The sequence below is a fragment of the Shewanella phaeophyticola genome (genome assembly GCF_025398315.1).
In the GTDB taxonomy this organism is placed as follows: Bacteria; Pseudomonadota; Gammaproteobacteria; order Enterobacterales; family Shewanellaceae; genus Shewanella; species Shewanella phaeophyticola.
The window spans coordinates 2,645,824-2,659,954 of record NZ_JAODOQ010000001.1 but is presented as its reverse complement, the minus strand read 5'-3'; the positions used below and the strand labels follow the sequence as shown (position 1 = coordinate 2,659,954).

General features: G+C 42.7%; 9 protein-coding genes and 3 pseudogenes. 1 reads left to right on the top strand and 11 read right to left on the bottom strand.

Annotated features, from left to right (window positions below; genetic code table 11):
* Positions 1 to 7 precede the first annotated feature (7 nt).
* From N4T56_RS12315 to N4T56_RS12275, 11 genes and pseudogenes are all read right to left on the bottom strand, one after another.
* A pseudogene (locus tag N4T56_RS12315) lies at positions 8 to 1,502 on the bottom strand (tryptophan halogenase family protein).
* Positions 1,503 to 1,547: 45 nt separating this feature from the next.
* Positions 1,548 to 1,964, bottom strand: a complete 417-nt coding sequence (locus tag N4T56_RS12310; RefSeq protein WP_261733432.1) for a cupin-like domain-containing protein — start codon at positions 1,962 to 1,964, stop codon at positions 1,548 to 1,550.
* Positions 1,936 to 2,568, bottom strand: a complete 633-nt coding sequence (locus N4T56_RS12305; protein ID WP_261733431.1) for a cupin-like domain-containing protein — start codon at positions 2,566 to 2,568, stop codon at positions 1,936 to 1,938. The genes N4T56_RS12310 and N4T56_RS12305 overlap by 29 nt, the downstream gene beginning before the upstream one ends.
* A gap of 12 nt (positions 2,569 to 2,580) precedes the next feature.
* A complete protein-coding gene (locus tag N4T56_RS12300) occupies positions 2,581 to 3,303 on the bottom strand; it encodes a SapC family protein (protein ID WP_261733430.1) in 723 nt (240 codons plus the stop codon).
* A 93-nt stretch (positions 3,304 to 3,396) separates the two neighbouring features.
* Positions 3,397 to 4,978 (bottom strand): annotated as a pseudogene (locus N4T56_RS12295) (tryptophan halogenase family protein).
* Positions 4,979 to 5,260: 282 nt separating this feature from the next.
* Entirely contained in the window at positions 5,261 to 7,195 is a 1,935-nt protein-coding gene (locus N4T56_RS12290; protein WP_390904052.1) for a TonB-dependent receptor, read from the bottom strand.
* Positions 7,134 to 8,165, bottom strand: coding sequence for a TonB-dependent receptor plug domain-containing protein (locus tag N4T56_RS22785; RefSeq protein WP_390904051.1), 1,032 nt, complete (start codon positions 8,163 to 8,165; stop codon positions 7,134 to 7,136). Before N4T56_RS22785 ends, N4T56_RS12290 begins: the two co-directional genes overlap by 62 nt.
* A gap of 766 nt (positions 8,166 to 8,931) precedes the next feature.
* A pseudogene (locus tag N4T56_RS12285) lies at positions 8,932 to 9,935 on the bottom strand (LacI family DNA-binding transcriptional regulator).
* Between the two features lie 66 nt (positions 9,936 to 10,001).
* Positions 10,002 to 10,358 (bottom strand): MFS transporter, encoded by a 357-nt coding sequence (locus N4T56_RS22780; protein WP_390904050.1) that lies wholly within the window; start codon positions 10,356 to 10,358, stop codon positions 10,002 to 10,004.
* On the bottom strand, positions 10,256 to 11,329 hold the full coding sequence (locus N4T56_RS12280) for a glycoside-pentoside-hexuronide (GPH):cation symporter (RefSeq protein ID WP_390904049.1): 1,074 nt from the start codon (positions 11,327 to 11,329) through the stop codon (positions 10,256 to 10,258). Before N4T56_RS12280 ends, N4T56_RS22780 begins: the two co-directional genes overlap by 103 nt.
* Before the next feature lie 87 nt (positions 11,330 to 11,416).
* A complete protein-coding gene (locus N4T56_RS12275; RefSeq protein WP_261733429.1) occupies positions 11,417 to 12,748 on the bottom strand; it encodes a GH1 family beta-glucosidase in 1,332 nt (443 codons plus the stop codon).
* A gap of 650 nt (positions 12,749 to 13,398) precedes the next feature.
* On the opposite strand from N4T56_RS12275, the gene gluP reads away from it, so the two are divergent.
* Complete coding sequence (gene gluP, locus N4T56_RS22775; RefSeq protein WP_390904047.1) at positions 13,399 to 14,127, top strand: glucose/galactose MFS transporter; 729 nt, start codon at positions 13,399 to 13,401, stop codon at positions 14,125 to 14,127.
* The last annotated feature ends 4 nt before the right edge of the window (positions 14,128 to 14,131 follow it).

The following is a 14,131-nucleotide window of genomic DNA, read 5'->3' as shown; positions in this document are numbered from 1 at the left end:
CGTTAGTTTAGCCTTGCATCGCGGTTGACTTGCAATAGTGTTGCACAAAGTCATGATGCGCTGGCAGGGTATCAACTTTGCGTTTAACTGTGGCTTTTATGTTGTTTAAAAAGCTTTGCAACTCAGCAGGTTCCATTAAATCGACAATCGGGTGGTATTCCTTTGGTATCAAACCTTGTCCCATCATGACTTGGATCCACGAGCTTTCGCCAAACAGTTCATTACCGTATTTATAAACTTTGCCTGATTGACTAAACATATCAATACGATGTTGCAATGAGGTGGGTATTGGCATGTTTTTACAGTAGCGCCAAAAGCGGCTGTCTTCACGGTCGGTAACCTTATAATGCAAAATAATAAAGTCGCGAATATTGTCCATTTCAATTTTGGTTTGTTGGTTAAATTCATCGACGTCAGCCTGAATGACGCCATGAGCCGGAAACAGTTGCAGCAAACGCACGATACTGCGCTGGATCATATGGATGCTGGTAGACTCGAGTGGCTCTAAAAAGCCTGCAGACAAGCCAACCGCAACACAGTTTTTGTTCCAATGCTGGCGCCGCGTGCCAGTTTTGAATTTAATCACGCGCGGTTGATTAATCGGTTGGCCTTCAATGTTATTGAGCAGTAACTCGGTGGCGTCGGCATCCGAAATAAATTTGCTGCAAAACACCAAGCCGTTACCTGTGCGGGTTTGCAATGGAATACGCCATTGCCAGCCCGATTGATGCGCAATTGAGCGAGTATAAGGAATGGGTTGTTGTACCGCTTCGGTTTGTACTGCAATGGCGCTGTCGCACGGTAACCAGTGGCTCCAATCTTCAAAGCCAGTATTTAAGGTTTGCTCGATTAATAAGGCTCTAAATCCGGTGCAGTCGATAAATAAATCGCCTTCAATGATGTCACCATTTTCAAGCTGTAACGCTTTAATGTTGCCTGAGTCATCGTGCTGTAATACATCAGCAATTTTACCTTCAATGCGCGTCATGCCGTGTTGCTCGGCAAATTTGCGTAAGAATTTGGCATATAAACTGGCGTCCATATGGTAAGCATGGTTGTAATCTTGGTTGGGTAATACTGCAAAACGGCACCTGACGAGCGGCTAAATGTTCAGTGCAGTAATCGCCGATCTCACTGACCATATTTTGCTGCTTGCCTTTAAGCCAAAAGTGCTGAAAGCCGCAAGCCCAGCAGTCTTTGCCTAAAAAACCAAACGAGTGCAAATAGTCTTTATTGACGTCGTGCCAGTTTTCAAATTGAATCCCCAGCTTAAAAGTGGCATTGGTAGCAGCCATCACATCTTGCTCTTTTAAACCTAATAATCGATGAAAAATGTGTAGGGTAGGGATGGTGGCTTCGCCAACACCCACAGTGCCAATGTCGTCAGATTCTACTAAGACAATATCAAGATTTTTGCCCATAAGTTTGCTAAACGCGGCTGCAGCCATCCAACCTGCAGTACCGCCGCCAGCGATAACAACTTTTTTGATTGATTTATTCATCTTGGGCTTCCTGTTTAATGTCTTAGTTTGTTGCTGTATTCAGCATTATCGTTTTAATTTATTGATTAAATCTGCACGTAACTTACGTGCATTTAACTCATCTAACGGTTTGGTTAACATGCCTTTTGCGTTATCTGTAATATAACTGTCGTCAACATCATCATGATCGAAGATGTAATGATCGAACATAGCTTTCCATGCCTTACGCTGTGCCTTTGGCAATGAGCGTAGGCTTAACATGCTGTGCTGTAATGCGTTATTAGGACGACCTAAGTAGCCTGGGGTATCACGCCACCAGTGGGTAATGAGCACATTTATATCGTCAATTCCGCGAACATGATGCCACCACATGCTGGGAATAAATAACACATCACCTGGATTTAATTCAGCTGTTAACGACGCAGCTAACGCCTGTTGAAATTTAGGGAAACGCTCAAAGTCTGGGTGTTCGACATCTACCATGCTGATGTCCTGCCCACCGGGAGAAAACTCCATTGTAGCCGACATAGAGGTTACTTATTTGCTCAGGCGGAAAAAGAGTAAAGGTACGTTTACCCACCACGTTACAGGCAAGGTTGAGCGGAAAGTCAAAATGAGCTGCTACCTTAGTTTTGTTGCCTAGCCAAATACTGGTGAGTGGATTGATGGGCTGTAAATCCAGACTGTTTTGTTCACCAAGGCCCGGTAAACATTGATGAATATCGGTAGAACCCATGTAAATGCCGGCAGGATGAGCGCTAGTATTTTCCTGTTGTAAACGAGATAACAGTTGATTGAAATCAAGGCGTCCAGCTTGGTAGTTAAAGCCATCAAGCTGCTGATTGTAAAACACTCGCCCTTGTTCCTCTGGCGCCAAGTAGTAGGCGGTAACGGCAGAACCTTGATAAAACTGGCGTAAATAGTCTAATGCTTTATCGGTTGATTCAAGCCCAGCTTGCACTAAAGGCCAATGACGACATAAACCTTTAAACACTATGGGTTTGTCGGCTTGCTCTATGTGCGCCATCACTTGCGCTAACGTCCAATCGCTGACGCAGTCGACGGGTGTTAATGTGTCATTGGACATCAGCGCTATTCCTTAGCCTTGAGCATTTTTAAGGTTAAGTAAATCGCGTACTTTGCTTTGTGAAGCCAGCGCCATATAAATGGCTTGTAAGTAACCTTGTTGATGCAATGTCGCTAAGGTGTCTGCTGATAGCGTCGCGAGGGTGTTTTCGTTAATGGTGTAAAAGCCAATCATTTGATGCTTTTTACCGTTGTCGAGTTCGATATCTAAGGTGAAGGACTCAAGCAATTCATGCTCAATGAGCGCGTCAATAAAACGCTGGCTGTCGATAAGCCCGTGGTGAATGACTTCCAGCATTTCACCGACTTCATCTAATAACGGAGTGTTGCCGCCGTAGGGTAAAAACAGCGCTTCGCCTTCCGTTTGGCTGACTCTTGGGTGGTCGATATCAATATGGATAACCCGTTGTTGACGCTCTACGCCATCTTCGCGCACGGTTTGTTGGCCGATTAAAAAGGGCTGGCGGCGCACACTGAGCGGCACATAAGAGGCGCTCCAACCAGCATCTGATAAAAACAGGTTTTCATCTTGTTGAAAACCAAACAATGCCATTGAATAAAATTGGCCGGTAGCCGAGTCTTTATGAAAGAAAATAGGGTAATGAGCCTGAATACTGCGAAACTCTTGCGGAAAAGTGACACTGAACCACACATTGTCGCCTAAGGCGGCAGAGCGGCTGGTTTTCACCTTTAAGTCTTTATGGTCGATGCTGTTCAGTAATACGTGTTGGCTCATGATGATGTCCTATCTTGTTCGTTCAAATACAGTATGTTGTTATGGTTTTTGTAAGTGATTTTGCAGTTTCAAATCTTTTTGTTTAAAAAGTCTTTAAAGCTTGGGAAACCCATATTGGAGCCACTTTATCTAATAAAGCACGGTTAGTCGGTAAACTTTTACTCAATGCTTGGGTACGTTGTTGGTTATCGTTAAATAATCGTTGTGCAAGTTGCAACTGAGACGGTTTAACATGTTGAGGTAATTGGGTTTGAAAGCCCATCCCATAAAGCACATATTGAAAACTGGCCGCAGGGAAGAGCGCTTCTTTGTAGCTAATATCATGTTGGCTTGGTGCCTGGTATCGCCATAACTCAAGCTGCGCCTGTAAGCGATCGGGTATTGAGTTGCTGTCACGATGGTCGCGCCAATAGGCATCGGCATCGCGTTGGCTAATGACATAATGCAGTTTTAGAAAGTCGATAATTTGTTGCCAATGCTGCTGATAACGTAAGTTGACTCTATCTGCAATGGTGTCCATCACCTGACGATTGGACGGTAATTGCTGCGCTAGTGTGGACGCTGTCCACTCAATTAACGCAAGGGCTGAGGCTTCTAACGGTTCGATAAATCCAGCAGCCATACCTATGGCAATACAATTGTTTTGCCAGCATTTTGCATGATAACCCGGGCTAATATTCAGCTTTCGAGGCTCAAGTTGTGAAACGAGTTGCTTACTGGTGCCGTTGGTTGTTAAGTAATTTCGCAGCTCTTGCTCAGCTTGTTGATCATTACTGTGGCTTGATGAATACACATAACCAACCCCTTTGCGGGTAGGTAAGCCTATATCCCAAATCCAGCCGTTTGGCTGGGCGGTTGAGTGAGTACAAGAGGCAATAGCCGTTGCAGGATCTTCATAAGGCACTTGCATTGCTAAGGCGCTGTCATTAAATAATACGGATTTTTGACATAAGAACGGTACTTGTAAATGCTCACCTAATAGCAAAGATTTAACGCCTGTACAGTCAATAAATAATTGACCGTTTATTTCACCATGTTGCTGAGTAATAAGCTTTTCAATGTCACCCTGTTCATTATTGACGATATGTTCGACATGATCGCGAATATGAGTTACCCCTAGTTTTTGCGTACAATGTTCGGTGAGTAACTGGCTGAATTTGCCTGCATTGAGATGATAACCATAGTTGTTTTGAAAATGATATTGCGTTGACGAGATGGTTTTTGGCGCTAAACCGAGTTGTGATAATACTTCTTGGCTACTGACAGCCTGTGCAAAGCTAACTTGATCTGAGTGAGGCAACCAAAATGGGCATAAATCGAGTTCTTGATGTCCATGTGGCAGGCTAAAAGGATGTATGTAGCTGTTGGATTTTTCGAACGCGTCGGTGCGCCAATTAATAAAGCGAGAGCCTTGTTTGAAGCTCGCATCACAACGATGAATAAAGTCATTTTCATCAATACCTATTTTGCTCAAGGTTGAGCGCATTGAAGGCCAGGTGCCTTCACCTACACCAATGGTGGCTACATCGGGCGATTCAATTAAGGTGATGTTGAGCTTAGGAGAGATAGCCAATACGCCCTTGTCGACATTATGCTCAGCCGCCAGTAACCCTGCGGTGATCCAACCTGCGGTGCCGCCGCCAACAATGACGATTTGGGTGATTGGTTTTTGCATAATATCTACCTACGCTTTTGGCGTTATTGTTATTTTAAGTGTTCTATGATGTTTTGTTCGCATCAGAAACATCATAAGTAGAATTTTGTAAAATGTAAGCTGTTTCAGTGATTTGTTTTACAGGGTAAGCGAGTTATCCGCAAAACAAAAATAGTAACGTCCTTGTTACTTAATATATCAAAAAGAGGTGGCAAAGTTTGCTCACCCCAACGACCTAAATAGAGCCTTGATGTATCCCGTTAAAGCCAGGGTTAGACGGGATAACATCAAGTTAAATACAACTTAGAAGGTGTAACGTGCACCAATACTATAACGTGCACCTGTTTCGGTTAGATTTAACACTTGATCGTCAGTGTATCCACGAACTCGTGTGTATTCTTCAGTAATGTTAAGCCCTTCGAAAAACACGGTTAAGCCTTCAACTTGCTCGATGTCATAACTCACTGACAAATCGATTTGTGAGTAAGCTTCAGTGTACTGTGGGAATAAACCAGTACCTTGGCTTGTGGCGCTTAAGAATTCATCACGCCAGTTGTAAGCAACACGAGCCTGGAAACCATAGTTTTCGTACACTAACACCGCGTTGGCGGTATCACTAATACCCACTAAGGCAATATCACTGTCAACCAGCGTATAGTTAGCAATCACACCCACTCCGGTTTCACCGAAGAAGTGTTGCACTGCAAACTCCCAACCATCAATCACAGCGTTATCAGAGCTATTCGAAGGTGTAGAAATATTGAAGTTTAGTAATTCATCGTTGTTATCTGCACTGCCGCTAATAATTTGATTATCAACATCTACGGCAGCGTTATCTGCAAAGTTAGCGAAAATATAATCACGAACTGCGCCAGCTTCAGTGGTGCCTGTTGCAGCTACTGCGGCTTTATATAAATCACCCGATGCTGGGTTATAAATGCCGTTAGTGGTTTGTACTATTTCAGAGCTAATAAAGTTTTTAGTATCTTTACGGAAGTAACCCGCGGACACGTAGCTTGAAGGCGCATAATACCACTCAGCCGAGAAGTCGATGTTTTCAGACTCTAATGGTAATAACGTTGGGTTACCCGCTGAGCCACCGCCGTTAGTCCGGTTTGCTAATGTGGCTAATACTGTACCACCTTGAATCGCGGTATAATCTGGACGACCAATGGTTTCACTGTATGCAGCACGTAAAATGACATCTTCTACCACTTCAATATTGAAGTTAAAGCTTGGTAACAAGTAGTCATAATCACCTTTTTTCGTTTCAAAGACTTGTTCACCGGTTGCCGATAACGCGATTTCCGTTTCAGCAATCCAATTGGCACCATCATAACCGGCAACAGCTGCGGTTGAGGTCACATCGGTTTGCTCATAACGAAGGCCGAAATGCACATCATATGGCATACCTGCGATTTCATTATCGTAGTTGTACTGTACATAAACCGCTTGCGATTCTTCTTCTGTGTAACGATCGGTTTCAGACGCATAGTTAGTTGATGGGCAGAAACCATTACCACAATCACCACTCACTGAAGAACTGTAATTAGCCGCAGCGTAATCACGAACTGAGTCAAAGTCCCACATGAAAATGGTGTTTAAGATATCAAAGTCACCATCAGCAAGTGAGAAGTCACCGCCGTTGGCATCAAATTTGTCATGAATAGTGTCGGCTGGGAACCATGCATCGTCTAAATCACCTGCTGAACCAACACCGCCCCAGTCGTTACGTTGTACGTTAACGGTTTGAGAGTGGTTATTGACGTTAGTTATTGCAATACCAAAATCAATGCTACCCGCATCTTCAAGGTAGTATTCACCGTCAAATTGATACTGGTCAATTTCAGACTTGTTACGTGAGTTGGTAAATACTGAACCCGTTACCATCATATCTGCCGCGGTCACAGCGTTACCGCCACCCACTGCAAGTACGGGTAAGTCGCCGCTAAAGTCGGTTGCTGCGCTTGTACGGATAAAGGCTGCAGTACTTAAGTTGTTGCTTGAACCGTAAATGTTGTTTGGTTTGTTTTCAGCAACTGAGTTGTGTGCATCAAAAGTTAGTTTTAAGTCATCGGTAGCTTGCCACTCAATGTTGAAACCTAATGAACCACTTTCGTTACGTACGCCATAGTCACCCGCCGCCATTGATAAGTCAGCAGGAGAGTCGTAGGTTTCAGAATAGATAAGCGGTGTTGCATACGTAGCCGTCAGACCATACGTTCTCAGATGGTACAAAGTTAAACCATGCTGATACGTCATTTGATTGAGTGTCGATATCATTACGCATGTAGGTGTAGTCTAAGCTTGCCACTACACTGTCTACAGGACTGTACTGCAATACTAACTGGCCGTTAGTACGGGTACGTTGTTGCTCTTCAAAACGATACACTGTGGTTTGTGGTACCGAGTAAAAGTCTTCATCACCTGGGCGATTGATTTGGCTGTCATCATTGGCAACGCCGCCCCATTCACTGTTGTCTGTGGTGCCAGGGAATGTGCGCCAGCCGGTACCCACTTGTGCTTGTTGGTTACCACTTTCACGCTCTTGGTAGCTTGCTGATAATGAAATACCAAAGGTGTCATCGGCAAAGGTGTTTGAGTACAAACCCGATAATTCAGGTGTCACTGAACCGTTATCGGTTGATTTGTCATCAACCGCTTTAACGCCCACTGTTGCTTTAAGGCCTGGAGAGTTTAATGGCTTGTGAGTCAAAATGTTGATTGTGGAACCGATACCGCCGGTAGAGTCAGATGCTTTGCTGGTTTTATTGACTTCAACGCCGCTGATACTTTCAGAGGCAATATTAGCAAAGTCAAATGAGCGAGTGCCGGTTGTGACTGGCATTTGACGGCCATTGAGGGTGATCAAGTTATAATCTGGGCCAAAACCACGTACAGACACTTTACTGCCTTCGCCGTTAGAGCGGTCAATCGATACACCGGTAATACGTTGTAATGATTCAGCTAAGTTTGTGTCTGGAAATTTACCGATATCTTCAGCAGAAATAGAGTCAACGACTCCACTTGATGAACGCTTAACATCCATTGATTTAATCAAACTGCCACGAATACCCGTCACCGAAATCACTTCAATGTTTTCTTCGCTGGCCTCATCTGCAGCATAGGCTGGTAACATACTGCCAACACCAAGCACTAGCGATAAACTGGTCGCAAGCTTAGTTTTTGTAAATTTTATTGTTTTCATCTAGGAAATCCCCATTGACTAGATTTTATGTCTTTCAATATTGCGAGTAGGGCGCAAATCGTTTTTGTAATTCTCCATCAACGCTCTATTCATTATTTATAATCATTGCTTTATAAAACAGCTAATGTAAGCGCTTACATAAAACTAGTGTAAAATGTGATAACAGTCAACAAAAACAAGTTTAAATTATTACATTTCATTAACCGGTTGTGCTAGGGGAGAGTCGCAGTTTAAACTTTATTATTGTTTTTATTATATTTTATTGTTAGGAAGGTGAAAGCGAATAAATGTAAGCGCTTTCTTTTTTGTTGCGGCAGATGTTACAACTTAAGGTCAGTTTGAAATGTGAATGCCTAGGGTCTGTTAATCTTTCAAGATTGTTTTTGCAGCGAATTGTTGGTCTTTACTCACATATATAACTGCGCGGCAGAGACTTTGAGGTGTAGTTATTCTACATAAAAAGTCGATAACGCAGTAAAAATGGCCAACAAACGCTGCCTGAAAGGTTCGGCTAAAAACGTTTTACTCTTTGTTGAATGATTCTTTGCAAATAAAGAGTTGCTTATATGACTAGGCATCAATCCATTCACCTCGATTAACACGTTTTTAACTCGAACAAAATTCAAACAGCAAAGATCAACAGACCCTACGTTATACCGCTTAGTTCATGGCGAAAATGAGTGCGAGTGAACCTTATGATGATAAAAGTAAAAAACCAGCGGATGCTGGTTTTTAGGGGATAACGTATAACGCAATGCCAATCGATTTAGTCGACTTTTTTTGCCGAAGTGCGGATAAATAACTCTGGTTTAAACGAACTGTCAACGGCAATGTCTTGGTCATTGTAAACCTGCTGTAACACCCAGCGAGCCGCCATTTTACCCATCTCATGAATAGGGTTACTTACGGTGGATAATTTAGGGGAAATATACTGCGGGAAAGGGATGTTATCGTAACCAATAAATGAAATGTCATCGGGTACACGTAAACCATGCTCTAAGCACACCGCAATTGCTCCAGAGGCCATTTGGTCATTAGCACAGACTACAGCGGTGATGGGTTTGTTTAATGACAACAAATGTTCCATTGCGTCGCTGCCGCCAGTCTCTTTAAAATCACTCTCGTAATAAAGTGATTCGTCAAATGGGACATTATATTGTACTAAGGCGCGTTTATGGCCTTTTAAACGATCTCTTACATCCAGTTTAAACCGTGACTCAGAGATATAAGCAACATGGGTATGTCCAAGCGACAAAATGTAGTCGGTTGCCATAAAACCACCGAGTTCATTTTCAAGGTAAACACAGCGGTCTTTAATGGATTCAATATAGCGGTTAATAAATACTATAGGTGTTGTGGCCTTTGCTGAGCTCAATTAAGTAATCATCAGACACGGCTTCAACATCTAAAATCAACGCATCACAACCACGACTCATTAAAAATTCGACACTGTCTTTTTCTTGGGCTTCATCACTGTGGCCTGCGGCAATAATCACGTGTTTATTGGCGGTTCGCAGTGCCGTTTCGATTTCGGTCATCACTGTACTCGTAAAACGCACCATCAAGTTGCGACACCAACACGCCAACGCTATTAGAACGATTAGACGCTAAAGACTGAGCAATTGTATTGGGGCGATACCCTAAACTTTGCATCGCATCCAATACTTTTTGCTTGGTTCTATCACTGACTTTAGTGTTGTTATTCATCACTCGAGACACCGTAGCCAGAGACACACCTGCCATTACTGAGACATCATAAATCGTTGCCATATCACCTTTTCTTGTTAATTAATTCAAGTTAGCTTTGGAACATTGATTTGCAAGACTAGCATGCTTTCATTTTGCATCTCTATTTAATTCTAAGTGAATCTCACCCACTTTTTGGTTGTCCAGTACATACCAGCGCATCACAAACGCCACCAAAATAGAGCCTATGGCAGGGTAAATGGTAAACGACAATAATATACCTTGCTGGGTGGCTTCTGTTTGTGCGGTATCGGCTTGATAACCATAGCCAGCTAACAACCAACCTGCAGCCGCGCCACCAATGGCAACCCCTAACTTAATAAAGAATATTACTGATGAATAGATCATCCCTGTGATCCGTACGCCATTTTTGTATTGACCATAATCGACCACATCGGCCATTTTGGCCATAACAACGGCGTTGCCATATTGAAGGTAAAGCCCCAAGCAATAAACATAAAGAACGCCAATATAACTTGATCGCTTGGTACAAAGTAACTTAGCACACATAATGTAGCAGCAAGGATTTGCAGGCTAATATAGGCTTTCACTTTACAGACGCGTTTAGCCAGCGGTTCAGCCAAAATACAACCAAAGATGTTACCAACCATCCCCAGGGTGATAAATAAGGTGATAGAGTCTGGCATGTTGAGGTAATACTTAACATAGTAAATGGCTAAGCTAGTGCGCAGTACCATACCAGATAATAAACACACCGCAGCAACAGAAAGTACCCGCCATTGATCGTTTTTAAGCATGTCGCCAAAGTCTTTCTTAAAACTTGATTGCTGATCGACTGGCGGGTGAAGGCGCTCTTTGGTGCCCCAAAAACACACTAAAAACATCGCCACACCTAAAATGCTCATGGCGGTAATCGTCAATTGATAGCCTTTAGCTTGATCGCCTTGACCTAAAAATTCGACTAAAGGTAATGTCAGTCCTGATACCAATAAGCCGCCTAGCATGGCAAACACAAAACGATATGACTGTACTGACACGCGCTCTTTAGGATCGGCGGTTAATACGCCGCCCAGTGCACAATAAGGAATGTTAATGGCGGTATAGACCATCATTAATGCTGTGTAAGTGACAAAGGCATAAATCATTTTGCCATCTTCAGTTAAATCTGGTGTGGTAAATGCCAACACACTGATAAAGCCAAAGGGCAGGGCAAACCATAATAAGTAAGGTCTAAACTTACCCCAACGGGTATTGGTTCTGTCGGCCAGTGCGCCCATTAGTGGATCGGTTACCGCATCAATTAAGCGTACGGCCAAAAACATGGTGCCGACAAATGCGGGTGAAATACCGAAAATGTCGGTATAAAAAAAGGTCAAAAACAGCATCACCGTTTGGAAAACGATATTACTTGCTGTGTCCCCAAGTCCGTAAGCGATTTTCTCTTTAATACTGATCATACGAGCCTCAATAATTGTTGTTATATTTTTTAGTTTGATGCGTTAAATAAAATAAAGCCGCTCATTAGGAACGGCTTAACTGTAGGGTTATTTTCTGTTAGCTAATAAGTCTTTGTAGGCATAAGCGCTAGACTTAAGCGTACGCTTTTGGGTGTCATAATCAACATAGACAATACCAAAGCGTTTTAAATACCCTTCAGCCCATTCAAAGTTATCCATTAGGCTCCAAGCAAAGTAACCCACAATATTAACGCCCTGTTCTATGGCGTTATTCACAGCATTTAAGTGGGCATCATAATAAGCGAGTCTGTCTTGATCATCTACTTTACCGTCAATCAATTTATCGTCCATGGCGGCACCATTTTCGGTGATGTACATCGGTGGTAACGGATAAAGTGCATGTAATGAGGTCAATAAATCAGTGAATGATTGTGGGTAAATCTCCCAACCAATATCAGTTTTAGGATTATCAACCATATCAATTTGGCTAAACCCTGAAGCAGGATCTGCTTTGTACACAGCACGGGTATAAAAGTTGATGCCTAAAAAGTCGATAGGTTGGGCAATAATATCAAAGTCGCCTTCTTCAATAACCGGCATATCCTCTGGTGCAAAGTCGTTAATAATCTCAGGATAGCAGCGATCAAACAACGGCTTAATGTACCACTGATTAAAATACTGGTCGGCTTTACTGGCCGCTTGTACATCTTCGGCAGACTCTGTTGCACTGTAACAAGGGGTAAAGTTAAGCACGATGCCGTTTTCAGTGTTTGGACTGTTTTTTTGTAATACTTTCATTGCTAAACCATGGGCTAACAATAAATGATGCGCTGATTGACGACCATAAGATTTTTTGGCTAATCCAGGTGCATGTACGCCAATTTCATAACCTAGGTACGAGCTGCAAAAAGGCTCGTTAAACGTGGCGTAAGAGTAAACCCGGTCGCCAAACGCTTGGGTGACTTTGTCGGTATAGTCAGCAAACAGGTAAGCTGTTTCACGATTTAACCAGCCGCCATTGTCTTCAATGTGTTGTGGTAAATCCCAGTGGTATAAGGTGACAAACGGTTTAATGCCACGGCGATTTAGCTCGTCTAATAAGTCAGTATAAAACTGCACGCCTTGAGTGTTTAAGCTGCCATCTTTATGTAACACGCGAGGCCAGGAAATCGATAAGCGGTATGCATCTACACCCAATGATTCAATTAAATCAATATCTTCACGCCATAGTTTTACGTGTTCGCAAGCTTGCTCTCCGTTGGAACCATCGCGTACTTTGCCTGGTGTGGCGCAAAAAGTGTCCCAAATGCACGCTAAACGTGAATCAGCTGCGCCTTCGATTTGAAATGATGCGGTTGCAACACCGTATGTGAACGCTTTTGACTGCATTTTCGAATCGGCTGGTAACATTATTTTCATATTAATTTTCACTTAGTATTGATTAGTTTTGAGTCTTTTTTGGGCAATTTATTGCGCTGAAACACCTATGATTACGCTATTGTGCCACTCAACTGTTAGATGAAATATTCTGTTTGAACATCTAAAAATCGTTGACATCAGTTATCGATATGTTAAAAATGAAAGCGCTTACATTGAGATTAGTGATTAATGATGCAAAGGTCAATATTTGATTTAGCGAATTAATCACAACAGGCCTGAAGGGGATATTGTTTACCCAGTTTTCTGCTGAGTGAACGATTTATGGTCATGTTTAGCTCGAGTAGTAAATAACCCAATATAACGACTTATAAATCAGGGGATGTCATGGCGACTTCACACAACCAACCAGAGTTAACTCATGTTGATTCTACTCACCAACAAGGGGATTTTCGCTTTGCATTAGTTGCGTTAACCTCATTGTTTTTTATGTGGGGCTTTTTAACTTGCCTCAATGATATTTTAATTCCTTACCTAAAAAACATGTTTGAGCTTAATTATGCTCAAGCAATGTTAGTGCAGTTTTGTTTCTTTGGTGCTTACTTTATTGTGTCGATTCCTGCGGGGTCGCTGGTGGGTAAAATTGGTTATCAAAAAGGGATTATCACGGGGTTAGTGATTGCCTGTGTTGGATGTTTATTATTTTATCCATCAGCCAGTTATGGCTCATACAATATGTTCTTGTTTGCTTTTTTTGTTTTAGCATCGGGCATTACCATTTTACAAGTTTCAGCCAATCCATATGTGAGTGTGCTAGGTACTCTGCTGAAACCGCATCATCTCGTTTAACCCTAACTCAAGCGTTTAACTCCTTGGGCACTACGGTGGCTCCCTTCTTTGGCAGCTGGTTAATTTTATCGACAGTAGAACACGATGAAAAACTTACCGAAGTCGGTGAAGTGATTGGCCAATTATCGGTACAACAACAAGCCAGTGCAGTGCAAACACCGTATTTGATTTTAGCGGCGTCTTTATTAGCTCTTGCGGTCATTTTTATGCTGTTAAAGTTGCCACTATTGGGCAAGAAGGTGGTGACTAGCCAAAAAACGGCTAAAGGCAGTGCATGGCAATATCCTCATCTAGTGTTAGGCGCTGTGGGTATTTTTGTCTATGTGGGCGCCGAAGTGGGTATTGGCAGCTTTTTGATTAGCTTTTTAACACAAGATGACATTGGTGGTTTATCTGAATCCCAAGCCGCCCATTATATTGCTTATTATTTTGGTGGTGCCATGGTGGGACGTTTTATTGGCGCAGGTGTGATGCAAAAAGTTAAAGCAGGTAAAGTGTTAGCCTTTAATGCGCTGTGTGCTTGCGTATTGGTTGTGGCGGCGATGTTTAGTGCCGGCAGTGTCGCGATGTAGGCCT

Bases quoted from the DNA above. Each gene is read 5' to 3' on its own strand.
- N4T56_RS12280 (WP_390904049.1), bottom strand. From the start codon at position 11,329: ATGATCAGTATTAAAGAGAAAATCGCTTACGGACTTGGGGACACAGCA.
- N4T56_RS12305 (WP_261733431.1), bottom strand. From the start codon at position 2,568: ATGTCCAATGACACATTAACACCCGTCGACTGCGTCAGCGATTGGACG.
- N4T56_RS22785 (WP_390904051.1), bottom strand. From the start codon at position 8,165: ATGAAAACAATAAAATTTACAAAAACTAAGCTTGCGACCAGTTTATCG.
- gluP (WP_390904047.1), top strand. From the start codon at position 13,399: ATGTTTATTATTTTATCCATCAGCCAGTTATGGCTCATACAATATGTT.
- N4T56_RS12275 (WP_261733429.1), bottom strand. From the start codon at position 12,748: ATGAAAATAATGTTACCAGCCGATTCGAAAATGCAGTCAAAAGCGTTC.
- N4T56_RS12300 (WP_261733430.1), bottom strand. From the start codon at position 3,303: ATGAGCCAACACGTATTACTGAACAGCATCGACCATAAAGACTTAAAG.
- N4T56_RS12310 (WP_261733432.1), bottom strand. From the start codon at position 1,964: ATGGTAGATGTCGAACACCCAGACTTTGAGCGTTTCCCTAAATTTCAA.